We start from the raw sequence: 23,415 nt of genomic DNA, 5'->3' as shown, positions 1-23,415 counted from the left end.
GTAATGGTTCCGGTGATCGTAAAGCCGCAACTATGCAGCCACCGTCCCCGAACCGAAGCACGATGGTCAACGAAGCAGGATAGGAGCGGGTACTTCCGATGGAAGATGCCCAGGTATCGTTGGCACTCCCTGATCAGGGCAGACCCGTAGGTATCCAGGTCGTTACTTCCGAGGAACCAAAGGTGAGCGACGGTCGCATCATGCGGATGCGGGACCGTACCGAACATGAGAACCGGGCTACCCGCTTCATCAATGGCGGTAAGGCAGAGATCGGAATAGGTAATGCCGTTGGTGAGGCTGGCCTCGGCAGACCGAGAGCCGGACGCCAAAACACTTTCCAGGTCTTCCTTGCGAAGCCTCGGGGCTAGGCTCGGGATGTCCTCAGGGACAGAGGGGCGGACGGTAAGGGTAGCCGATGCGGTCGGCGGGGATTGATCGGAGTTCATGGAAATCCTTGCGGTTGTCGCATACAGAGAGCCGCTATTCGAGAGTGATAGCGGCACTGACGGATGATCGGGTGTTGATTTAGGCTTCCTTGAAGCGGGCGGCGAGCGAGCCGGTGAAGCCCATGGCGAGAAGCGCGAAACTATCAGGGGTCATGTTGTAGGCATCAACCTTGCGGACACCAAACCCGACCTTTTGGTCAACCTTTGTGGGCGTGAACCACACTCCCGAGATTTCGGGAGTAAGCTGATTGACTAAATCCCGGATGGCATGAAGGACGTGATCGGGGCGCTTATTGAACAGCGCGGCCACGTCTCGGCTGTTGGCCATTGGCTTGCCGTTCTGGAGGGAGACGACTGGGTGGCGATGAAGGGTAGAGAATGTCCGTGCCTACTTATGTAAAGCCTTAGGTTTTATCTTTGATGATAATCTTATGAATAAACATACTAGGTTAACCTAAGCTCCTCCTATGGTGGGCTGCAATCTCTTGGTCTCGTATCGGCTCCGCCGGGTCATGGTCTCCGAAAGAACAGCTCGGGGTGCTGTTTCCTTATCGACGCTTGCCCTTTCGGAAGCTTTCCGATGGCCGCTTTCTTGGCCAGGACGTCGGTGATCTCATTCATTCCATGACCGGAATGTCCTTTGATCTTCTCCCAATAGATGGTCTTCCCCGCGCAGGCGGCGTCAAGGCGTTCCCATAAGTCGCGGTTCTGAACTTTACCTTTTGAGACTTTCCAGCCGTTGGTCTTCCAGTTGGGGAGATAGACAGTGAAACCATCCAAAACGTAGGCGCTATCGGCCTGGATGATGGTAGGTGTCTCGGGCTCCCGGATGCCTTCTACGGCCATTATGACCGCCATCATTTCCATCTGGTTATTTGTAGTCATAAGGCTTTGGGAGCGGCCCGCGTTCGGCGCTTGCTGAAGAAGTTGGTCGCCATGTCTGAGCTGTTTCACTACCGCCCACCCCCCTGGGCCGGGGTTGGAAATGCAGGAGCCATCGGTGGCGATTAGGTAGTGCCTCCCCGCCACGATGGTAGCCCGGTCAGCCGAGTTGATGCTGGTCACGTCGATTTCCTATTGGTTGTTGACTAGTCAAAGGGAGATTTTGGAGTTCCGCATCCTTAGGTGTCAGCCTTCGGAAACATTCCTCGCAACAAGCTGACTAAGCTTCTCATTAATGCGGGCCTGCTGTTCGACCATCATCGACAACGCGCTCAGGAGCCCGGCCATCTCCACTTCGCGGCGCTTTGCGATTGTGGCCGCCCGCCTCGCGCTTTCCATCTTCGCGAGCAGTCTTTCTTTGAGGAATTCAAGGAGGTCAGGATTGGTATTTTCTGTCACTTGTAGTTTCCTATCGGTTGTTGATTTCGCATTGGCGCTGGAAAAGAAAAAGCCCCGGCCCGATTGGGCCGAGGGTGAGTAGCTCTAGCGGCGAGGGAAGGGCTTTTCAGCTTGGTGTAGCGGTTGATAGCCCATATCGATGTCTGGGCCTTATATCGGAAGAGCGTATGCTCCTCCTCGTATCAATCACTACCAAAGACCCCGCCATTCACTGGAGGTAGCAGCTTTAGCAAACGCGAGCCGCCGACTTCGTTTGGCGGGGTGGTTCTTTCGGACGCAGGCTTTTCGCCACCCCATTTAACGGGCGGCAAGATGTCATCTATCCATAGCTTCCCACTTTGCCGGTCGTTCTGTGCCTGCGCCTGATCATCAATGATCTTTTGTTTAGCTTTGGCCTGCCGCTCTTGGTCGAGCTGCCATAAGGACCGGAGATTGATGTTGGCTCGGGCCGAGTTCTCGACTGGATACTGTCCCATCTGATGCACAATTATCCAACCGTACCCATTGGTGGCAGGGCGGATGGTAAGGTCGCCTACCTCGACACCCTCGGCTTCTCCGAAGTCTTCGGCATATTTCTCCAGAGCATACCCGGCTAATTTTCCGAAATTGGGCGGAACATCTTTCCCTGCGGTATATACGAAGTTTCCGCCGACTTCGGTGTGCGTCCTCAGGAAACGTTCCTTGGCTTCGTCAAGGGCGTCGTCCGCCGCCATACCGTTCTGGACATAGAACTTGCCCAGGCGGCTTACCTCGGACGCGATGTATCCCCGATTAGACGGTGATATGGAGCCCTGAAAAAGATTGTACCACGCGCCGCCGTACCGGATATCGTTGATGCGGGCCTCGATCTCGCTGAGCTTTGACTGGATACCTGGATTTTGAACCTTTTCCGGGTCGGACGTCTGCATCATAGCCATCTGCATCGCCTGTTGGGGAGCGAGCTGGAGATACTGGGTGGCGACTCGGTAAGCCTCGAAGAAATCCCGGTCCGAGGTGTCCTTGATATGGGTTTCGAGAAGCTTGGGGTTCGCAGCGTGGAGCTTCATGTAGAGGTCAACGCTGTCCTGGAGCGCGGGCGGTACCTCGCCACCCGATAAGGTGAACTGGGTTGCCGCCTTCGGCCCTGCGTTGAGAACATGCTCCCACTTCGGGTTCTTCAGGTTCCCCACCGAGAACGTCTCCACCTGCATCCCGAACGCCTGCTCGGGAGTGGCTTTGCCCTTCGTCACCAGCCATTCCGACTGATCAACGAGGCGCTTGGCAGCGGCTTTCTTCTGGTCCTCGACGGAGAGCGTCTTTGTCTCGCCGGTCTTGGTGGGAACCGTGACTTCCTCGATATAAGCCCCCATGCCCTTGGTGACGGCTTCGACGTTACGGGAGGTCACGTCCTCCTCAGCCTGGGTAGCCGCGCGCTCCAGCGCGATCTTATGTGCGGCCTTTGCCAGTTCCTTCGCCTGTTGCTCATTGTAGGTGTCGTTCTGGTTGATCAGAGAAAGAACCTGGGCCTCCGAGAATGCACCCTCGTTCGACCGGTGCCAGGAAAGAAGCTCATCGCGGTCGAGCTGGCCCTGTCGAGCCTTGTCCCAAAATTCCATTCGGGCATCACGGGTGGTCTCTTCGGCTTGCTCGTGGTTCTGCCTCTTGGCCGCGTTCTGGATGCGGGTGGCGTCCGCCTGGAACTCCCGGTTTGAAGCCAAGGTGCCCAGGACCGTGCCATCAGCCCCCTTGCGCTCGGAGTTCAGGATGGCGTTGACCATCTCGATATCGCCTTTCGCGGCAAACGCCTCAGCCAACCGGACCATTTCCCGGTCCTGCTCCTTGAAATCTACATGGAGCAGTGATCGGTTGCCCTCGTATTTTCCCCGGAGGGCTGCAACGATCTCCTCGGGGGTCTTCTTCCCCTCGGAGGGGAGTGCCGTGGCCTCACCGTGGAAGGTGTCATAGACCCCGCTAACGGTGTCCTGCTTCACCTGCTCGGTCTTGTACTGAGCTTGGGCGGTGTTCGCCCTAGCGCTGAAACCATCCATGACCTTATTATAGGCCCCGGTGAAGTGCGGGTCGTTCCCGTACTGCTCCAGGTCGGCCCCGGTGCGGTCACGGATGAGGCCGTCGAGATTGCCCGTGTTCTTGTCGAAGTTCGTTTCGTATTCGGTCGAAAGCTCATTGACGCGCTCGTAGGCAAGGCGTTCGCCGTACTGCTTCATGAACGCGGCTTTGAACCACGGGTTCTCCATCTCGGCCATCTTACCGCTGTTCACAGCATCGCGGGCTTCCTGGAAACTCATGCCACCGATGCGTCGGTTTGCCCGGTCCTCGGCATCCTTCTGCGCCTTGGCAGCGGTTACGTCGAGGAAGTTCGAAAGCCCTGGGCTGATCTGAGCAAGCGCCCCGGCCAACTGCTGGAGACCATTCGGCCCCGATGGTGGGGCCTGAGGACGGCTATAGGTATCCACCGGGCGAGCCTGGGGTTGCAAGGCTACATCCCCGATGGGGTTCCGAACCTGGACACGGCCTCGGTTCGCACCACCCACGGATGGGCGGTCGTCTTGTCGGGTCAATCCCGGTAGTTTGTTCATGGTAATTCCTTGCCGCATTTATCGCGGGCATTACTGGGACGGGGGAGCCGGGTACGGCGATGAAATTGAAAAGGGCCACCGACAGCATCCACGAAGAATGCCGAAGGTGGCCCAAGAGCTTGAACAACACATCTCATGCGGAACGAGGCCGCATCATGAGATGTCTATGGTGGGTGGAAATCGAGCCGGTCGCAATTCGGCGAGGCTCTAGGGGTGAGGGGTAATCGATACGATGGGGGCGTTGCAGCGTTATGCCTCGTGCCGCTCAATCCTCTTCTCAACCGAGAGAACGCCCCTGATCGTCCCAAGGAAAAACTCAAGGTTTGTAGTGCTTGCTCGCTCTGTGCCGTAACCGGCATGAGGAGCGCCCCACTCGACCCAGGTGCTGAGAGAGGTGAACGGCACCCTCACAAAAAGCCCCGGCATGCTGCCGCCGATGTTGAGCGAGAAATGGCGCGAGATGGCATCCCGGAACCCCGAGACGATGCAGTCAGCAGTTTGGATAATGCCGGTGATGATGTTGCGCATGATGCGATGTTCCCTGATTTGCGCTGCGCCTTCCGTCTGGAAGACGTGGAAGCGGGAGCCTCCAGGAGGGATCTCGGAAGGGATGATAGATGAAACCGCAGGAAACCTGCTGATCGCGCCCAAGCCGCCCGGGGTGCCTGCTGGGGGCTCCTTAGTCCTGAGGGGCGAGGCAGGTAGAATGCGGCGGGAAATGCGGGGTACGCAATTGGGGTACAAGGCGGGGTACGCAATGAACCGGAGCGGTCCCGTAAGTATTTGTACCTGAAAGGAAAAAATCATCCAGAAGGAGATTGGTGGAGCTAAGCGGGATCGAACCGCTGACCTCTTGCATGCCATGCAAGCGCTCTCCCAGCTGAGCTATAGCCCCATCAGGGTGGTCCGGTATTTCCGGTCCTGGGAACTCCGAGGCGTTTGGGCCCGGCGGAGTGGCGGCTTATTACTTCCGGTTTACGGAGAGTGCAAGCCGAAATTTGTCTGCCCGGCAATTTTTATTGAATTGCCGGGCGTTAACTTGAAAACCAGATCAGACTTCGTCGTCGTCGCCGGTCACGCCGATGATGCCCGACATGTCGTCGTCATCTTCGTCTTCGTCGGCTTCCAGGAAGGTATCGTCGTCGTCATCGCCGATATCGACGTCGTCGTCGTCGCCCATGTCCGGGATGTCGTCGCCGCCGGCCGCCTCGTCGCCCTCTTCGAGCGAGACGAGTTCGACTTCCGGATTTTCGGTATCGACTTCCTGGACGTCTTCTTCCTCGGCCTGTTCCATCTTCTTGGCGACGCTGTTTTCCTCGAAGAAGGAAAGCGGCCAGGACTTGTTGGTATAGGGGGAAACGACCGGATCACGGTTCAGGTCGTAGAATTTTTTGCCGGTATCGGGGTCGGTTCGCTTGGTTCCGAGTTCCGCTTTTGCCACAGTCAGAGCCTCATGGGATGGCCGAATAGTTCGGCGCGCCGCTTGGACGCGGCTTTATAGGGTGAAAATCTAAGCCGGTCCCCATAAGGCTTGTGCTCTTTGATGTCAAAGACAAACTTTTCATGGACCCCATAAGGTTGAATGCGGTGACCGGTCACAGGCTCTATGTTAGTCATGACGGGAAAATTCCGTCCTGACGGGCCAAGTCCGCAGCCTGCCGCGGGCCAAGCGACAAGAGGTCAAGAGCATGTATCAGCCGCCGCATTTTCGCGAAGAGGATCTTGGCACGCAGCACGCGCTGATCCGCGCCCATCCGCTGGGTCTGCTGGTCACATCGGGCACGTCCGGCCTGCTCGCCAATCCGGTGCCGTTTCATCTCGATGCCCAAGCTTCGGAAAAAGGGACGCTGCGCCTGCATCTTGCCCGGGCCAACGGCCAATGGAAGGACATTCGCGACGGCGCGCCGGTCCTCGCCGTCTTCCAGGGAGCCGATTCCTATGTCACGCCCTCCTGGTACCAGACCAAGCGCGAGACCGGGAAGGTCGTGCCCACCTGGAACTATGCGATCGTCCAGGCAAGAGGCGCGGCCCGCATCGTCGAGGACGCCGACTGGCTGCTTGCCCAGATCAATGCCATCACCAGCCAGCACGAGGGCGCGCGCGCCATGCCCTGGGCCGTCAGCGATGCGCCCGACGATTTCATCCGCGCGCAATTGAAGGGCATCGTCGGCATCGAAATCGAGATCGCCGAGATCGAGGGCAAGTGGAAGGTCAGCCAGAACCGTCCCGTCGGCGACCGTGAAGGTGTCGCGGCGGGGCTTGATGAAATGCCGGGGCAGGGCGATATGGCGGATCTCGTCCGCCACTATGGAGCCATGCGCGACGCATGAGTTTGGATTTAATGCCTGCAATGATTATCGCCATCGACGGTCCGGCCGCAGCCGGCAAGGGCACGTTGTCCCGTCAGATCGCCGAGGCCTACGGTTTCCACCATCTCGATACGGGGCTGACCTATCGTGCCGCGGCCAAGGCGCTTCTTGATGCCGGCCTGCCGCTCGATGACGAGAAGGTCGCCGAGAAGATGGCGCGCGAGGTTGAACTCTCCGGCCTCGACCGCGATATATTGTCTGCCCATGCGATCGGCGAGGCGGCCTCGAAGATCGCCGTCATGCCTTCCGTCCGCAGGGCCCTGGTGGAGGCGCAGCGCGCCTTTTCCCGGAGGCAGCCGGGCACGGTTCTCGACGGCCGGGACATCGGCACCGTCGTCTGCCCCGATGCGCCGGTGAAGCTTTATGTCACCGCATCGGCGGATGTCAGGGCAAGGCGCCGTTACGACGAGATCGTCGGCAAGGGTGGCGAGGCGGATTACGACGGCATCTTCTCCGACGTGAAGAAGCGCGACGAGCGCGACATGGGCCGGGCCGACAGTCCCTTGAAGCCCGCCGACGATGCGCACTTGCTTGATACCTCGGAAATGAGTATAGAGGCCGCGTTTCGGGCCGCGAAGACCATCATCGATGCGGCCCTGAAAAGACAATCGGAATAGAATAGCCCGAAGTTCGGTCCCCGCGCCGGATTGCCTCCCACGGAAACCCCGATGAGAGAGGCGGACCTGATCTTTGGGCATGTGCAACACGAACCACCGGCGCTGTATGGGCCCGTATCGGGTCCCTCAGGAGATTTCATGGCAGTATCTAACCCCACGCGGGAGGACTTCGCAGCCCTCCTCGAAGAGTCCTACGCTACCAACGATCTGGCCGAAGGCTATGTCGCCAAGGGTATCGTCACGGCGATCGAAAAGGACGTCGCGGTTGTGGACGTCGGCCTCAAGGTCGAAGGCCGCATCGCGCTGAAGGAATTCGGCGTCAAGGGCAAGGACGGTTCGCTGAAGGTCGGCGACGAAGTCGAAGTTTACGTCGAGCGCATCGAAAACGCGCTGGGCGAAGCGGTTCTGTCGCGCGAGAAGGCTCGCCGCGAAGAGAGCTGGGTCAAGCTCGAACTCAAGTTCGAAGCCGGCGAGCGTGTCGAAGGCGTCATCTTCAACCAGGTCAAGGGTGGCTTCACCGTCGATCTCGACGGCGCCGTCGCCTTCCTGCCGCGTTCGCAGGTCGACATCCGTCCGATCCGCGACGTCACCCCGCTCATGCACAACCCGCAGCCCTTCGAAATCCTCAAGATGGACAAGCGCCGCGGCAACATCGTGGTTTCGCGCCGCACGGTTCTCGAAGAGAGCCGCGCCGAGCAGCGTTCTGAAATCGTTCAGAACCTCGAAGAAGGCCAGGTTGTTGACGGCGTCGTCAAGAACATCACCGATTACGGTGCGTTCGTTGACCTCGGCGGCATCGACGGCCTCCTGCACGTCACCGACATGGCATGGCGCCGTGTGAACCATCCGTCGGAAATCCTGTCCATCGGCCAGCAGGTCAAGGTACAGATCATCCGCATCAACCAGGAAACCCACCGCATCTCGCTCGGCATGAAGCAGCTCGAGTCGGATCCGTGGGATGGCATTGCCGCCAAGTATCCGGTCGGCAAGAAGATTTCCGGTACCGTCACGAACATCACCGACTACGGTGCGTTCGTCGAGCTGGAGCCGGGCATCGAAGGCCTCATCCACATTTCCGAAATGTCCTGGACCAAGAAGAACGTCCATCCCGGCAAGATCCTGTCCACGACGCAGGATGTTGACGTGGTCGTTCTCGAGGTCGATCCGTCCAAGCGCCGTATCTCGCTTGGCCTGAAGCAGACGCTCGAAAATCCGTGGCAGGCATTTGCCTACTCGCATCCGGCCGGCACCGAAGTCGAAGGCGAAGTCAAGAACAAGACCGAATTCGGCCTGTTCATCGGCCTCGAAGGCGACGTTGACGGCATGGTCCACCTCTCCGACCTCGACTGGAACCGTCCGGGCGAACAGGTCATCGAGGAGTTCAACAAGGGCGACGTCGTCAAGGCTGTCGTTCTCGATGTGGACGTCGACAAGGAGCGCATCTCGCTCGGCATCAAGCAGCTCGGCAAGGACTCGGTCGGCGAAGCCGCCGCTTCCGGCGACCTGCGCAAGAATGCCGTCGTGTCGTGCGAAGTCATCGCCGTCAACGACGGTGGTGTAGAGGTTCGTCTCGTCAACCACGAAGACATCACCTCCTTCATCCGCCGCAACGACCTGGCACGCGATCGCGACGATCAGCGTCCGGAGCGTTTCTCGGTCGGCCAGGTCTTCGATGCCCGCGTCGTCAACTTCTCCAAGAAAGACCGCAAGGTCATGCTGTCGATCAAGGCTCTCGAGATCGCGGAAGAGAAGGAAGCCGTCGCTCAGTTCGGTTCGTCCGACTCTGGCGCGTCGCTCGGCGACATCCTCGGTGCTGCCCTGAAGAACCGCGGCAACAACGAGTAATCGACGCCTCGCAGAAAATCGAAAACCGCCGGATGCAAGTCCGGCGGTTTTTTCATGCGCGGTTTTTGGAAGCGGAATTCAGGCCCAGCCCGCCATGCGCCAGTAGAGGTCGTTCGCGCGCTCCGCATTCTCGGTGGCTTCCTGGGAAACCTCGTCGCCGTCGTCCTGATCCTGGTCGTCGGCCGGGCCCTCTTCGCCGAATGCCTGTTCGCCGGCCGAATGCTGCTGTTCGCCGTCCTCATCGGTCTCCGAGATCGCCTTGGTCTTGCGTTCCTCGGGGTCCCGCTCGCGCTCTTCGGGCGGATAGGCGACATAGGGAAGGGCAACGCCGTCGCGGAACATCGGCGGCATGGCGATCGGGAGAGCGAGCTGTTCGGCAAGTTCCGTCGCACCTGCCGGATGACCGTTTGCGTTCGCAGGAGTACCGGCGGCGCGGGTCGTTGAACCGGTGCTTGCCGGTTCGTCCGTCGGAGTCGGCGCGGGTTTTGCCATGGCGACGCCCGCTGCATCGCTCGCCTGCATGGCGGATTTTGCGATGAGCTCCCTGTCGGTCAACTGCTGCAGCGCCTGCTGTTCCGGCAGTTGTCTTGCCGCGACCGGCAGACCGTCGAGAAGATCGCTGGTCGCTTCGGCAAGCACTTCCGCCAGCCATATGGTCGTCGCGCCAGCGGGCTGCTTCTCGGCATTGAGCGCGCGTGCGCCGCCCTGCTGTTCGAGGCCGCGCTGGGAAAGCCGGGCCAGCGCCGGAGCATCATAAAAGACGGGTTGAGACGTGCGCCGGTCGCCAGCCGCCGCATTCGCGGCCTGCCGGCCTTCATCCGGACGCGTGGCGGATGGGCTTTCGGCGGTATCCTCGGTGCGCGCGCCGGCGAGCTCCGGCGTCTCGCTTTCCGTGAGCTCGGCCGCTTCCTGTGCGGATGCCGATGCGGCCGGATCGGCCTCGGCGCTCGCCTGCAATGCAGCCTCGTCGGCGAAGGCCACCGAGGCCTCGGTTTGCGCGGAAAGCGCGGCAGTATCCTGAGGGGCGCCGGAAACGGTCGTCGAGGGCGGTGCTTCCGCCTCCTGCGCGGTGGCTTCCGCGACGATCTCCTCCGGCAGGGCTCCATCGATCGCCGCGTCCTCGCCGGGTTGCGCCGTCTGAGCCTCGGCGTCTGCCGTGGGTACGGTTGCGGCCACCTGGCCGGACGCGGAAGGCGCGGTGTTCGCCGGTTGCGCCGCCTGTTCTGCCCCGGCATTCTGTCGATAGGAGCTGACGACGGCCTTGGCGGCGAGGTCGCGGTCGAGCAGCTGCGCGGTTTCCAGCTGCATGGCGACGCGCGCCGCTTCGGGACCGGCCGGATTGTTGAGGATCTCGGTGAGCAGGCGGATCGAAATGCCCTTGACCAGCTGGTTGAGCGTCCGTTCGAGAGCTGCCTTTTCGGCGGGGTTCATCGCCTTTACCGCTTCCGAAAGGCGTTGGGCATAATCCGCCAGCGTCTCGCCTTCGCGGCGCGGGACCTTGATCAGCCGGCCGATGGTTTCGGCGAAGACGGAAAACCCCTGGGCGAGCTGGAGCTGGGCCGAAAGCGAAAGAACGTCCAGCCGTCCCGCCGACATCGGCGAGGAACCGATCAAGCTGCTGTTCGCCACGGTATTGGCCACGTCGATCCGCTGACGCAGCATCGGTTGCTGCGAAGGGGTCTGATAGTCGACGAATGAACTGGTACGAACCGGGGGCAGCATCGTCCGCTCCAATGTCTGATAGAGACGACAGGACAGCTCGGCCAAACGGTTCTTGTCTTTTCGCAACGAGCGGCGTTGCGACCGGAACGCCTCATGGCGTCGCCAGTGCCGATACACAGATATGACTGTGCGGCAAAAAGGTTAACAATTCGCTAACGGTCTTCGCCTTCCGCTAAAAAGTCAGCGGAATTGATCCATGGCGAGACGAATGAGGGGGGAGAGTGGGGTTATTGCAGGATCACGCAGCCAACTTCTTCTTCAACAGTTCATAAATGCCGATCTCGTCCACGCGCACGGGGATGATATCGGCCGGGGGTTCCTCGGCGTTGTCGGCGGCAAGCTCCTCGATCGCTTTCGCGGCGCTTTCATTGGTCGGCGCTTCATTGTCTGCAAGCATCTCGCCGGTGTCCGGGGACGCGGCGGAGCTGTCGTCGGAAACGAGGCTGTCGGTTCCGTTGCCCGTGTCGGAACTGGCCACCTGCTCGGCGGCTGCGGCAAACAGGGCAAGCAGCTCGGTATCGTCGGCGGATGCCTTGTCGGCCGCACCAACGGCGGCAGGTTTTGCCGCCTCGTCATTCTTCTTTTCGATGACGTCCTGAACCTTCTGGACGTCTTCAAGCTTCTTGCCGGCTTCGGCCGCAAGGATGTCGTCCTGGCGTTCGGCGCGGGTTTCGGCGTCTTCGACGCGGGTCGGATCGTAGCCCTGCGGACCGAGCTTCAGTTCTTCCAGCGTCTTCGGATCGGCGGCATCCTCGAGCCGCTGCACCACGCGCCCGACTTCGGTGTCCAGCTTGCCGCCATTGGCCTTGCGGTTGAGGCCCTCCATCAGGCGCTGGTTGTCGTCGCCATAGGGGTTCTTGATCGCCGCCAGCAGCGTATCGATCGAGATGCCCATGTCCTTGAGGCCGAGATCTTCCTCGAGCTTGGCCGAGCCGGCCTCTCCGAGGTCCTTCAACGCGTCTTCCAGCGCCTTGCCGAGCTTGTAGGAGGAGCGTGCTTCGTCGGTATCGATGCCGAGCTTGGAAGCGAGGCGGTCGACGAGCTCGATCTTCAACTCGTTGGGATCGGTGCTGTTGACGCCGAAAAGGGCGGTGGTGATCTTGTCGCGGGCGCGCTTGGCGTCTTCGCTGGCGCTGATGCGGGCTTCGACGACCGGATCGCTCTTTTTGCCGGTCCGCTGCTCTTCGTCCTTCTTGCGCTGCTCCTCGATGCTGTCGAGCATCGACTGCATCATGTTGGTCGCGGCAAGCCCATAGGTCTGCTGGGTAGGAAGCAACATGGCCCGAAATCCGGTCTCGTCGAGAGTTACACCGGGGGCAAAGTTAGATTTGAAGGGTTAACGAGATATTACCGGGCAACTAGAAGTAATGCCACTCTTTATCATATTCGGGCGCAGGCCGCTCGATATCATGCCGATCCGCATGTGCCGAAGCCGGCCTCCGCTTAGATGGCGTCAGCTATGGGCGAAGATATCGGCCTCTTCCCAGCCGAGCAGATCCAGCTTCGCCCTGGTCGGCAGGAATTCGAAACAGGCCTCTGCCAGTTCGGCGCGCCTGTCGCGCACGAGCCGGTGGTTCAGCTTGTCGCGCAGCGCATGCAGGTGGAGCACGTCGGAAGCCGCATATTCGAGCTGCGCCGGCGAAAGCACGTCGGCCGCCCAGTCGGATTGCTGCTGCGCCTTGGAAACGTCGACATCGAGCATTTCCTTGAGATTGTCCTTGAGCCCGTGCCGGTCCGTATAGGTGCGGGTCAGGCGCGAGGCGATCTTGGTGCAGAAGACCGGGGTCGTGGTGACGCCGAACGTATGGAACAGAACGGCAATGTCGAAGCGGCCGTAATGGAAGATCTTCTGGCGCGTCGGGTCGGCAAGCATGGCGACGAGATTGGGCGCCTGGTTCTGCCCGGCGGCGATCCGGATCACGTCGGCGGAACCGTCACCCGGCGAAAGCTGCACGACGCAAAGCCGGTCCCGGCGCGGCACGAGGCCGAGCGTTTCCGTGTCGATGGCGATCGCTCCGGTGTAGCGCGCCGCATCCGCTGCCGGAATATCGCCTTCGTGGTATCTGATCTCTGCCATGTCCGTCTCCGTCTGCCTGTCTGCAAGGGTTGCTATAGACCACGTTTTTCACTGGGGAAACGGTGATCTTGGGAAGCTCGATCCCAGGCGCTTTGGAAGGGTGGGGATGAGCGACGGAATGATCTCTGGGCATTTGCTCAGCCGTGCGCCCAACGCATTGCTGCATTGCAACAGGGTGGGTTGGCGTGATTAAACGATTAGCCTATATCTCTGGTCATCGAGCGACGCACTCCTCCTCCCAGTGTTGCTCGATACGGATCGGCAACATCCTCCTCCTCCCAGTTGTCGATCAAGTTTAAAGCCTGGCGCACCCTCCTCCCGCGCCAGGCTTTTTCCGTTTCCGGAGCAGGATTCCCCTTCAAAACATTGTTCTTTCCGCCTCGCGGCATCGTTCGCCCAGGCACCTCGATCCATGGTTGGCGTCACGCAAGTGTCATGCACCGCCAGTATACGAAACCTCGCCTTCCCTTTGAACTTTTCGTGAGGTTACTATGCGCAAGATTTTTGCCGCCCTGGTCGTTTCGACCGTGCTCGCCGGCGCCGCCCAGGCTGCTACCGTATATCCGCTGGATCGCGCGACGATTCTCTCCGGCTCGCCCTTCGACTTCAAGGTCGAATTCAACTCGGTCGTGAAGCCGGAAGACGTCAAGATCACCGTCAACGGCCAGGATTACAAGACCGTTCTCGGCAAGGAAGCCCAGTTCGTCACGGAAGAAAAGAACAAGGACAAGGTCCTCGGTTCTGCCGTCATCCTGCGCGGCCTGACCATCGCCACTGCCGGTGATTACAAGGTCGAAGTGTCCGCCGGTTCTGAAACCAAGACCGTCACCTGGAACGTTTACGGCACGGGCTCTGCCCCGAAGGCCAAGAACATCATCTTCCTGCTCGGCGATGGCCTCTCGGTCGCGCACCGCACGGCTGCCCGCATCATGTCCAAGGGCATGACCGAAGGCAAGGCGAACGGCCGTCTCGCCATGGATGATCTCGATCGCATGGCTTTCGTCGGCACCTCGGCAACCAACGCCGTCGACACCGACTCGGCCAACACGATGTCGGCCTACATGACCGGTCACAAGACCGCCGTGAACGCGATCGGCGTTTATGCCGACCGTACGCCGGACTCGCTGGACGACCCGAAGGTCGAAACCATTGCCGAAGCCGTGCGCCGCCAGACCGGCAAGTCGATCGGTATCGTCGTCACTGCCGAAGTCGAAGACGCCACTCCGGCTGCCGTCGTCGCCCATACCCGCAACCGTAACGACAAGGCCGATGTCGTCGGCATGCTGCTCGACGTCAAGCCGGACGTCCTGCTCGGCGGCGGTTCCGCCTACTTCCTGCCGCAGGCGACTGCCGGCTCGAAGCGCAAGGACGACAAGGATTATATCAAGCTCTTCAAGGACGCGGGCTATAGCGTCGCCACCGACAAGAACGAGCTTGCCGCCAACGTCAATGCCAACGGCCTGCTCCTCGGCCTCTTCCATCCGGGCAACATGGACGTTACGCTTGACCGCGAGTTCCTGAAGAAGGGCACCGTCGAAAAGTATCCGAACCAGCCTGGTCTGGTCGCCATGACCAAGGTTGCTCTTGATCGCCTTTCCAAGGATCAGGACGGCTTCTTCCTGATGGTCGAAGGCTCCTCGATCGACAAGATGTCCCATCCGCTCGACTGGGATCGCGCCGTCATCGAAACCATCGAATTCGACCAGGCCATCGCTGTTGCCCGTGAGTTCCAGAAGACCCATCCGGATACGCTGATCGTCGTCACCGGCGACCACACCCATGGCGTTTCGATCATCGGCACGGTCGATGACGACAAGCCGGGCACCGAAATGCGCGAAAAGGTCGGCACCTATGCGGAAGCCGGCTTCCCGAACTACAAGGACGAAAACGGCGACGGTTACCCGGACAAGATCGACGTTTCCCGCCGCCTGTTCCTCGCTGCCAACAACGGCCCGGACCACTACGAAACCTTCCGCCCGAAGATGGATGGCCCGTTCGTTCCGGCAATCCAGAACGAGAAGAAGGAATATATCGCCAACGAACAGTACAAGAATGTACCCGGCGCAGTCTTCGTTCAGGGCAACATCCCCAAGAACGGCGACAGCGGTGTGCATTCGGTCGACGACGTCGTCCTGCAGTCGGCCGGCCCCGGTTCGGAAGGCTTCAAGGGCTACATGGAAGAAAGCGACATCTACAAGGTGCTCGCCGATACCTTCGCTCTGGGCAGCAAGCAGACCAACTAAGGTCTGGCCGACGGCCGTACCCGTGATAAAACAATGCTCCCGGCCGGAACTCGGCCGGGAATGCCGTTTCAGGAGGGTTTCATGACAGAACTCTTTTTACCCGCGTTCAACCGGCGTTCCGTGCTGGGCCTCCTCGCCGCCGCACCGCTCCTGGCGTCGGCCCGCTCCGCCGCAGCCGATGATCTCGGTTTCGGGGAGCTCTACGCCAAGTACGGCGTGCTCGGGCTTGAATTCTCCGACAAGGTCAAGAAGCTCGCCGGCCGGGAGGTGGCGATCCGCGGTTTCATGGCGCCGCCGCTGAAGGCCGAGGCCGCCTTCTTCGTGCTGACCGAAGTGCCGATGGCGCTTTGCCCCTTCTGCTCCTCCGATGCCGACTGGCCCGACAACATCGTCGTCATCTATCTGCACCGCAAGCAGACCTTCACCCAGGCGAACGAAACCATCGAGGTGCGCGGCACGCTCGACGTCGGCTCCTGGAAGGACCCCGATACCGGATTTGTCAGCCTTCTGAGGATCCGCGACGCCGCATATCAGGCCGCGTGACCATGCTTTCCCTGCATTTGGACAATCTGGCCAAATCGTTCCCCGGCCTCGGCAGCCCGGTCTTGCGGGTCGATTTTCTGACGATCGGAGCCGGCGAGCGCGTTGCCGTGACCGGCGGCTCCGGCTCCGGCAAGAGCACGTTCATCAATATCGTGACCGGGCTCGAGCGCCCGACGTCCGGCAAGGTTGCCTGGAGCGACGAGGACATCACCCGGCTTTCCGAGACGGCGCGGGATCGCTGGCGGGCAGAACATGTCGGCCTCGTCATGCAGGATTTCCATCTTTTTCCCGGTCTCTCGGCGGTCGAGAACGTGCTTCTGCCGGCGCGGCTGGCGCGCGTCGCCGACGCGGCGCTGATCGCCCGTGCGCACGATCTCCTCAAGGGCGTGGGCCTTTCCCGCCCGGACCAGAGGATCGAGACCATGTCGCGCGGCGAGATGCAGCGCGTCGCGATCGCCCGCGCCGTTTTGCGCAAGCCGGGCGTGATCGTCGCCGACGAACCGACCGCGAGCCTCGATGCGGAGGCCGGCGAAACGGTCGGGCGGCTGCTTCTCGATATGGCCGGCGAAACGGGAAGCACGCTGATCGTCGTTTCCCACGATCAGCGCCTGATCGACCGGCTCGACCGCCGCATCACGCTCGGCGCCGGCAGGATCGTCGCCGACAGCCTTCGCGAAGAGGCCGCCGCATGATCCGTTTCATTCTCGCCGATCTGCGCCGTCTCTGGGCGGGCGCCGTCGTGGTCGTGCTGTTGGTGGCGCTTGCGACCGCGCTTGGCGTCACCGTCACGCTGCAGGAACGCGCCTTGCGTCTCGGCAGTGCCCGAGCCGCCGACAAGTTCGATCTGGTCATCGGCGCGGCGGGCAGCGAAACCCAGCTCGTGCTCTCCTCGATCTTCCTGCAGCCGGCACCTTTGCCGCTGATGCCGGGCGAGGTGCTGGCGAAGCTTTCGAAGGATCCGCGCGTCGCCTGGGTGGCGCCGGTCGGTTTCGGCGATTCCTTCGCCGGCTACCCGCTGGTCGGCACGACCCGTGCGCTGATCGGGAGCACGGTTTCCGGTTTCGCCGAAGGCCGCATGTTCGAGAAAGAAGGTGAAGCGGTGGTCGGCGCGGCCGTGAAGCTGCCGCTAGGGGCCGAAATCAAGCCCATGCACGGCACGGCGCAGATGGGCGGCGAGACCCATGCGGGTGTCGTGTACCAGGTGACCGGCAAGCTGCCGCCGACGGGCACGCCCTGGGACCGCGCCATTCTGGTGCCGATCCAGGCCGTCTGGCACGTCCATGGCCTCGGCCACGATCATGACCATGAGCAGGACGAGCATCACGAAGGCGAAGCTCTCCAGGTAACCCAGGCGGCGGCCGTCACTGATGAACATGGCCACTCGCCGCTGGAAGCGGCGCGAGAACATGCCGGAGATCATCGGCACGAAGGTGAAGCGCCTGCTGCTGGCGTTCGCGACACGCATGCCGACGAGGATCACGACCATCACGGCGCCATCGATGCCGATGCTGATATCGACGAGGATTTCGCCGCCGATGCGCCGGGTCTCCCCGCTGTTCTGGTGAAGCCGAAGACGATTGCCGATGCCTACAAGCTCCGTCAGGAATATCGCAAAGGCAATACGCTTGCGGTTTTCCCGGGCGAGGTGCTGACCAGCCTCTATGCGACGCTCGGCGATGCCAAGATGGTTCTGAGCGCCGTCGCGGCCGGCTCTCAAGGGCTGGTGGCGGCCGCGCTGGTTCTCGTTACCGTCACCCATATCGGCCAGCGGCGGCGCCAGATCGGCGCGCTGCGGGCTTTTGGCGCGCCCCGGCTCTCGGTGTTTGCGATCGTCTGGCTCGAGCTTTTCCTGCTGGTCGCGCTCGGCATCGGCCTCGGTTTCATGACCGGCCTTGCCGCCGCGCAGATGATCGCCAATGCGTTTACCGTCAAGAGCGGCATCATCCTGCCGGTCGGTTTTACCGGCGAGGACCTGCGCATGGCGCTGATCCTGCTTTCCGCGTCGGCAGCCCTGTCCGCCGTGCCGGCGGTCCTCGCCTACCGCCAGTCGCCGGCCGCAGCGCTCCGGGCTTGATCCGGGCCTAGGCCAGCGCCCTGATCGCGGCGATCACGTCGTCCTCGACGTCCAGCCCCTGCTCGATCGCCGCCCGTCGCGCGTTCTGGCCGCGCCGGCCGGGCAGGCGTACGCCTTCTTCCGAGGCCATTTCCGTCGCCAGTCCGGCGATCCGTTCGGCAGCCGAGGCAGCGCTCGCGGAAGGATCGATGACGACAAGCGTCTGGCCGACCGAGGGCGGCGGGCCTTTCTCGTCCATGAACGAGCTCGCCTCATAGGAAAAACTCGAGCCGGTCAGGCCCGCCGAGAGGACTTCCACCATCAGCGCCAGCGCGGCACCCTTGGCACCGCCGGAGGGTGCCATCAGGCCCCTGTGGGCCTCGTGCGGGTCGGTCGTCGGCTTGCCATTGGCGTCGAAGGCCCAGCCTTCGGGAATGCTCTCGCCCCTCTGGCGCGCGGCCATGATCTTGCCGGCCGCGACGGTCGATAGCGCCAGATCGATGACCAGCGGATCCTCGCCGGCGACCGGCGTCGCGAACGCGATCGGGTTGGTGCCGAACAGCCGCTTCCTGCCGCCCCAGGCCGCCATGGAGGCCGGCGCATTGGCAAACATCAGCGCCATCAGGCCCTGCTCGGCAAACCGCTCCACGGTCAGCGCCATGACGCCCGCATGGTGCGAACGATGGACGGCGCCGAGTGCGATACCCTGTTCCCGTGCGATTGCCGGCAGTTCGGCGACCGCGATGTCGAAGGCCGGATAGGCGTAGCCGAACGCCGCATCGACGAGAAGCACCGCCGGCCGCGGCCGGGTGGCGACGGCCTTGGCCCTGCCATCCACCTTGCCGGAGCGCGCCTGGCCGATATAGGCGGGAACCCGCCGGAGCCCGTGGCCGTATTGCCCGGCAGCTTCCGCATGCACGAGCGCGCGGGCGACGGATCGGGCGGTTTCGGACAGAACGCCATTGGCTTCGAAAACGCTCTCCACGAGCGTTTCGGCTTCGATAAGGGTCATATGCATGAAAAATATCCGGATCAGTTGAGGGACATAAGTCCCGTAGGCGACCTCACGGTCACTCGCACTTTAGCGGCTGGTCGAGATAATTTGCAACGCCGGAAGGAGGAGTAGGGATGGGCGAGGCCCGCCGCACTGCAGAGACGATATAGTCGTCGATCTTCGGATCGCCCGATGACCGCGCCAGCAAGACATTGGTCACGTTGCCACCGCCGTCGAAGTTGAAGCGGACGGTCGCCGTGCCGGTGCCGTTACTAGGGCACTTGCGAACATTTCTGGCAAGCTTCGCACTTACGCGGTTTTTCCACTGCTGCGGCGAGACCGACGAAGAGAAGAGGCTCGTGGAATTCTGGCTGGCCGCGGTGCGGTCCGATTGCTTGGCCTGGATCTTCGCCTCGGCCATATCCGGCTGGGCCTGCTGCTGCTGTTGCTGCTTCGGCTTCTGGACCTTCTTCACCGGCTCCTTTTTGGGTTCCGGCTTTTTCGGCCGTTCCGGTTGCTTTTCGGCGACCGGGGGCGGCTCAGGCCGCACTGCCGGCAGAGGAACTTCGACATTGTCCAGTGCCGCCGTCATCTGTTCGTCGACCGGCTTGATCTCCTCGATCGGTTCCGGCAGCGGCTGGGGGATGGTTTCGGTGACCTGGGGTTCCGGCAATGGTTCGGCGACCGGCGGCTGCACCGGTTCGGGCTCCACCGGTTCGGCGACTTCCTGCGGCGGCGGCTCGACCGGCTGCTCGACGGGTTCGGCAACGGGCTCCGGCATCGGCTCGGGTTCGGGCTGCGGCTTCTCGACGGGCTCCGGCTGCGGTTCCTCGACCGGTTGGGCCTGCTCGCTCATCACCTGTTCCTGCTCCTGCATATCAGGAGAGATCTGTTCTTCCTCGGTATTGGCGGATTCCGGCTCCGGCGCCAGCTCGATCATGATCGCTGCCGGCGGTGAGTTGTCGGCGAGCACCTCTGGCTGTTCGCGCATCAGATAAGCAGCCGCGCCGAAATGCACGGTCAGCATCACCAGCCCGGCAGCGCCCCACAGCGCCAGCTCGCCGACGCGTCCGCCCGGACCTGTCTGCGAGACGACAAGGCTCATGGGTTGCCTCCGGCTGCCGGAGGGACGGGCGGCACGACCGGAGCGGCACCGGCCGGTGCTGCCGCCGGCGCGGCCGGAGCGGGCAGTGTCTCGAGGCCGACAAGCGCGATCTTGAGGTAGCCGGAATCGCGCAGGAGGTTCATGACCTCCATGAACTGGCCGTAACCGACCGCCTTGTCGGCCCGCAGGAACACGCGCGTATCCTTCTTGCCCTCCGTGACGCGGTCGAGGGTCGCGGCGAGCTGATCGCGTGCCACGGCGTCATTGCCGATATTGAGGCTCAGATCTTCCTTGACCGTCAGGTAGAGCGGCTCGTCCGGCCGTTCGGCAGGCTTGGCGGTCGAGGCGGGAAGGTCGACATTGATATCGACGGTCGCCAGCGGCGCCGCAACCATGAAGATGATCAGCAGCACCAGCATGACGTCGATGAACGGCGTCACGTTGATCTCGTGGTTTTCGGAAAGCTCGTCGCCGTGCTGTTCGCGGATGCCGCCGGCCATGGTCGATCAGCCTCCCGCCACCAGCGAGACCGGCGCCTTGCGGCTGCCCGGGGGCACCTTGCGGAAATCGAGGTCGCGGCTCACCAGCCGTTCCACGCCGGCTGCCGCATCCGCCAGCAGCTGGCGATAGCCGGTGATCGAGCGGGCAAAGACGTTGTAGATGACGACTGCCGGAATGGCCGCAACGAGGCCGATCGCGGTGGCCAGCAGCGCTTCCGCGATGCCCGGCGCGACGACGGCGAGATTGGTGGTCTGCGATTCCGAAATGCCGATAAAGGCGTTCATTATGCCCCAGACGGTGCCGAACAGGCCGACGAACGGTGCGGTGGAACCGATCGTCGCGAGCACGCCGGTGCCGCGCGACATCCGCCGGCCGGCATAAGCCTCGATGCGGGAAAGCGCCGAGCCGACCCGCTCCTTCAGCCCGTCGCCATGGGCATGGTCGAGGGCTGCTTCGGAGAGCTGCATTTCTTCGGCCGCGGACCGCAGCATCAGCGCGGCGGGGCCGCCTCGGCCACCGGCGGCGCCGACGGCTTCCGAAAGCGTGCGGGAGCTGCGGATGATTTTCAGCGTCCGTGCGGCACGGGCGCGGGCGCCCGCGAGTTCCAGCGTCTTCGCGAGCCAGACCGTCCAGGTGATCAGCGAGGCGAAGGCAAGCCCGATCATCACACCTTTGACCACCCAGTCTGCCGCCATGAACATGCCCCAGGGGGAGAGGTTGTGCGGCAGGTCCGAACGCTGGCCCGGCTCCAGGAACTGCGTGAACATGTCGATCGGCTGGCGGGCAGCCGGGGCCTGGGCGGGTGCGGGCTGGGCGGTGTTGTTGGCCGGTGTTTCGGCCGGTGCGGCCGGCTGCGGCGCGGAAGCGCTCGGTTGTGGGGCGACGGGGTTGGTCGGCTGTGCGGCGGCGGGAGCCGCGGGCGATATTGCAGTCGGAGATGCCGCCGGTTCGCTCGGTGTCGTGCGGGAAGTTGTCGGCGCTGCCTGCGTAGCAGGAGCGGCGGGGTTTGCGTGCGCCCCGGAAGGCGACGTCGCCTGAGGCTGCGGCGGGGCTTGCGTTGAAGCGTCCGGCGCCTGCGCCATCGCCGTCGAAGCTGCCATTGCAAGCGCCGCGAGAGCGATCGGTAACCGGCTCCTGATCGGCTGGCGCATCGAAAAAGCGGGCTTCAGGGCAGCGGGCATGGCAGGCGATACTCCGGACAGTTCGGCATGGCGGATGACGCTTGAACGCCGATCTGCAATGGCGGAAACGGGACATCGGAACGCCGCCGGCATTGCCGCCGGGTTCGCGATGTTGCAGCTACCGGATAATAAACATGAGTAGAAATGGCAACTAATAAATCTTGAGGATGCCGATCAAATTCACGCAGATCGGCGATCGCGACTTGGTTCGCGCCTGGATGGCCTGGCCTTTGCCGAAAAATGAGGCGGCGGGCGCTTACCGCGCCAGCCAGCCACCATCGACCGGCAGCACGATGCCGTGGATATAGTCCGCGGCCGGCGAGGCGAGGAATACGGCGGCGCCGCCAAGCTCCTCCGGCTGGCCCCAGTGCCCGGCCGGAATGCGCCCCAGGATTGCCGAGTTGCGGTCCGGATCGTTGCGCAGCGCCTCGGTGTTGTTGGTCGAGAAATAGCCCGGCGCGATGGCGTTGACGTTGATGCCCTTGGCTGCCCATTCGCAGGCGAGAAGCCGGGTCAGGCCGGCGAGGCCGCTCTTCGAGGCGGTATAGGAAGGAATGCGGATGCCGCCCTGGAAGGAAAGCAGCGAGGCGATGTTGACGATCTTGCCACCCTTGCCCTCGCCGATCAGCCGGCGCGCAAACGCCTGGGAGAGGAAGAACACGGTCTTCAGGTTCACGTCCATCACCGCGTCCCAGTCGGCCTCGGTGAAGTCGATCGCGTCCGCCCGGCGGATGATCCCGGCATTGTTGACGAGGATATCGGCACGTCCGGTCCATGCGACCGTTTCGCTGATGATCCGATCGACCGGTTCGAGCGTCGAAAGATCCGCCTGGATCGACAGGCTGCGTCCGCCGGCCGCGCTGACCGCGGCTTCCGTGTCGGCCATGGAGGAGCGGCCGACCAGCGCCACATCCGCGCCGGCCTGCGCCAGCGCTACCGATATCGCCTGGCCGAGGCCTGTATTGGCGCCGGTGACGATCGCGGTCTTGCCCGTCAGGTCGAATGAAACAGCCATGTTGTCCTCCTCTGAAACTGAAATGCGGATAGATGCTTACCGTTGCGAGCTCTCCGGTAGAAGCTGAAAATTTTTGCCATGGTCGGACAGGCGCCGATCGAGGGTTGGATTCAAGGATCCGCAGCATCCTTCGTGCGCCCGCCCGGACGCATGGCGCCCCGGTGGAGGCGCCATGGACGGCGGATCAGATCGCGGACAAACGTAATGAAGCTGTTCGCCGTCTCGTCGTCGGGAAAGATGCGTCGCGGCAGCAGGACCGGTCCGTCGGCGTGGAGAAGCAGAAGCCAGCCGTCGAGTTCGACGATTTCCTGAAGGCCCCTTACATCCAGCTCCACGGCCATGCCGTCGGCATGAGCGCTAAGCGTCGTTGTGTCGGCCGTTGCCCGCACATGATAGACGTCGCGCTCCTCGTGCCGGATCGTCGATACCGGAAGCGCCGCTTCGCGGGGTTTCGTCATCAGCAGGATCAGGAGGACGAGGCCGGCAATGGCGGCGAGCGAAGGCATGACGCCGTCCGTCAGGCTCGCCCGCCACTCGTCCGAGAGCCATCTCAGGAAGTCGTCGAGATAGGTCATCGCGACGAAGACGAGGAACGGCACGAACAGCAGGCTCGAGGTAAGGAGCGCCCTGGCGAGGCGCCGCGGCCGCCGCTGTCGGCTTTCCCGGTATTGGGCCAGGAGTTCGGTCCCCGCCGCCAGTTCTTCCCGGGAAACCGAATACCCAAAATGCCAGGAGCCGCCCGTGAAGGTCACGGACGGCTCCTGAAATCGATGTGGCTGTTCGCCGG

Annotated in this window: 21 protein-coding genes, 1 tRNA gene and 1 pseudogene; 7 read left to right on the top strand and 16 right to left on the bottom strand. The window is 62.4% G+C overall.

The features are described from left to right. Positions 1-525: 525 nt before the first annotated feature. The 7 genes and pseudogenes from J2X76_RS07140 to J2X76_RS07110 all read right to left on the bottom strand — a co-directional run. Positions 526-792, bottom strand: a pseudogene (locus J2X76_RS07140) (Rha family transcriptional regulator); the annotation flags it as partial. 164 nt (positions 793-956) lie between these two features. Continuing rightward, a complete protein-coding gene (locus J2X76_RS07135) occupies positions 957-1,511 on the bottom strand; it encodes a ribonuclease H (protein WP_310214334.1) in 555 nt (184 codons plus the stop codon). A 63-nt stretch (positions 1,512-1,574) separates the two neighbouring features. After that, positions 1,575-1,787, bottom strand: coding sequence for a hypothetical protein (locus J2X76_RS07130; RefSeq protein WP_310214331.1), 213 nt, complete (start codon positions 1,785-1,787; stop codon positions 1,575-1,577). A 182-nt stretch (positions 1,788-1,969) separates the two neighbouring features. Further along, positions 1,970-4,240, bottom strand: a complete 2,271-nt coding sequence (locus J2X76_RS07125; RefSeq protein WP_310214329.1) for a hypothetical protein — start codon at positions 4,238-4,240, stop codon at positions 1,970-1,972. Between the two features lie 372 nt (positions 4,241-4,612). Next, positions 4,613-4,891: a hypothetical protein gene (locus J2X76_RS07120; RefSeq protein ID WP_310214327.1), complete on the bottom strand. Its 279-nt coding sequence runs from the start codon at positions 4,889-4,891 to the stop codon at positions 4,613-4,615. Between the two features lie 291 nt (positions 4,892-5,182). Next, positions 5,183-5,258: transfer RNA gene (locus J2X76_RS07115), tRNA-Ala, on the bottom strand. 156 nt (positions 5,259-5,414) lie between these two features. Further along, positions 5,415-5,804 (bottom strand): TIGR02300 family protein, encoded by a 390-nt coding sequence (locus J2X76_RS07110; protein WP_113130110.1) that lies wholly within the window; start codon positions 5,802-5,804, stop codon positions 5,415-5,417. 247 nt (positions 5,805-6,051) lie between these two features. On the opposite strand from J2X76_RS07110, the gene J2X76_RS07105 reads away from it, so the two are divergent. The 3 genes from J2X76_RS07105 (at position 6,052) to rpsA (ending at position 9,194) form a co-directional block, all read left to right on the top strand. Beyond that, positions 6,052-6,693: an FMN-binding negative transcriptional regulator gene (locus tag J2X76_RS07105; protein WP_310214324.1), complete on the top strand. Its 642-nt coding sequence runs from the start codon at positions 6,052-6,054 to the stop codon at positions 6,691-6,693. A gap of 20 nt (positions 6,694-6,713) precedes the next feature. After that, positions 6,714-7,349, top strand: a complete 636-nt coding sequence (gene cmk / locus J2X76_RS07100) for a (d)CMP kinase (RefSeq protein WP_310214762.1) — start codon at positions 6,714-6,716, stop codon at positions 7,347-7,349. A gap of 138 nt (positions 7,350-7,487) precedes the next feature. Further along, positions 7,488-9,194 carry a 30S ribosomal protein S1 gene (gene rpsA / locus J2X76_RS07095; RefSeq protein ID WP_113130107.1) on the top strand — a complete coding sequence of 569 codons (1,707 nt, stop codon included), beginning with the start codon at positions 7,488-7,490 and terminating at the stop codon, positions 9,192-9,194. Positions 9,195-9,272: 78 nt separating this feature from the next. On the opposite strand, the gene J2X76_RS07090 is transcribed toward rpsA, so the two are convergent. The 3 genes from J2X76_RS07090 to J2X76_RS07080 form a co-directional block, all read right to left on the bottom strand. Then, on the bottom strand, positions 9,273-10,916 hold the full coding sequence (locus J2X76_RS07090; protein WP_310214321.1) for a hypothetical protein: 1,644 nt from the start codon (positions 10,914-10,916) through the stop codon (positions 9,273-9,275). 238 nt (positions 10,917-11,154) lie between these two features. Then, on the bottom strand, positions 11,155-12,195 hold the full coding sequence (locus J2X76_RS07085; RefSeq protein ID WP_310214320.1) for a hypothetical protein: 1,041 nt from the start codon (positions 12,193-12,195) through the stop codon (positions 11,155-11,157). Positions 12,196-12,369: 174 nt separating this feature from the next. Then, positions 12,370-12,993 (bottom strand): ribonuclease D, encoded by a 624-nt coding sequence (locus J2X76_RS07080; protein WP_310214318.1) that lies wholly within the window; start codon positions 12,991-12,993, stop codon positions 12,370-12,372. Positions 12,994-13,484: 491 nt separating this feature from the next. On the opposite strand from J2X76_RS07080, the gene J2X76_RS07075 reads away from it, so the two are divergent. From J2X76_RS07075 to J2X76_RS07060, 4 genes are all read left to right on the top strand, one after another. Beyond that, positions 13,485-15,236, top strand: coding sequence for an alkaline phosphatase (locus tag J2X76_RS07075; RefSeq protein WP_310214316.1), 1,752 nt, complete (start codon positions 13,485-13,487; stop codon positions 15,234-15,236). 81 nt (positions 15,237-15,317) lie between these two features. Next, positions 15,318-15,779 carry a hypothetical protein gene (locus tag J2X76_RS07070; protein WP_113130241.1) on the top strand — a complete coding sequence of 154 codons (462 nt, stop codon included), beginning with the start codon at positions 15,318-15,320 and terminating at the stop codon, positions 15,777-15,779. A 2-nt stretch (positions 15,780-15,781) separates the two neighbouring features. Then, positions 15,782-16,471, top strand: a complete 690-nt coding sequence (locus J2X76_RS07065) for an ABC transporter ATP-binding protein (RefSeq protein WP_310214313.1) — start codon at positions 15,782-15,784, stop codon at positions 16,469-16,471. After that, positions 16,468-17,853 (top strand): ABC transporter permease, encoded by a 1,386-nt coding sequence (locus tag J2X76_RS07060; protein WP_310214311.1) that lies wholly within the window; start codon positions 16,468-16,470, stop codon positions 17,851-17,853. Before J2X76_RS07065 ends, J2X76_RS07060 begins: the two co-directional genes overlap by 4 nt. Before the next feature lie 7 nt (positions 17,854-17,860). Here J2X76_RS07060 and J2X76_RS07055 read toward each other — a convergent pair whose 3' ends face one another. The 6 genes from J2X76_RS07055 to J2X76_RS07030 all read right to left on the bottom strand — a co-directional run bounded on the left by J2X76_RS07055 (position 17,861) and on the right by J2X76_RS07030 (position 23,380). Beyond that, positions 17,861-18,850: an Ldh family oxidoreductase gene (locus J2X76_RS07055; RefSeq protein WP_310214307.1), complete on the bottom strand. Its 990-nt coding sequence runs from the start codon at positions 18,848-18,850 to the stop codon at positions 17,861-17,863. Between the two features lie 52 nt (positions 18,851-18,902). Then, positions 18,903-19,931, bottom strand: coding sequence for a TonB family protein (locus J2X76_RS07050; RefSeq protein ID WP_310214304.1), 1,029 nt, complete (start codon positions 19,929-19,931; stop codon positions 18,903-18,905). After that, complete coding sequence (gene exbD / locus J2X76_RS07045) at positions 19,928-20,431, bottom strand: TonB system transport protein ExbD (protein ID WP_113130098.1); 504 nt, start codon at positions 20,429-20,431, stop codon at positions 19,928-19,930. The genes J2X76_RS07050 and exbD overlap by 4 nt, the downstream gene beginning before the upstream one ends. Positions 20,432-20,437: 6 nt before the next feature. Next, positions 20,438-21,613 carry a tonB-system energizer ExbB gene (gene exbB / locus J2X76_RS07040; protein WP_310214300.1) on the bottom strand — a complete coding sequence of 392 codons (1,176 nt, stop codon included), beginning with the start codon at positions 21,611-21,613 and terminating at the stop codon, positions 20,438-20,440. Between the two features lie 256 nt (positions 21,614-21,869). Continuing rightward, a complete protein-coding gene (gene kduD, locus J2X76_RS07035) occupies positions 21,870-22,628 on the bottom strand; it encodes a 2-dehydro-3-deoxy-D-gluconate 5-dehydrogenase KduD (RefSeq protein WP_310214298.1) in 759 nt (252 codons plus the stop codon). 110 nt (positions 22,629-22,738) lie between these two features. Next, a complete protein-coding gene (locus tag J2X76_RS07030) occupies positions 22,739-23,380 on the bottom strand; it encodes a hypothetical protein (protein ID WP_310214297.1) in 642 nt (213 codons plus the stop codon). Between the last annotated feature and the right edge of the window lie 35 nt (positions 23,381-23,415).

Origin of the sequence: Neorhizobium sp. 2083 (assembly GCF_031455615.1) — a bacterium.
GTDB lineage: Bacteria > Pseudomonadota > Alphaproteobacteria > Rhizobiales > Rhizobiaceae > Neorhizobium.
The sequence above is the reverse complement of the archived record's forward strand: the minus strand, read 5'-3'. Positions and strand labels throughout refer to the sequence as shown.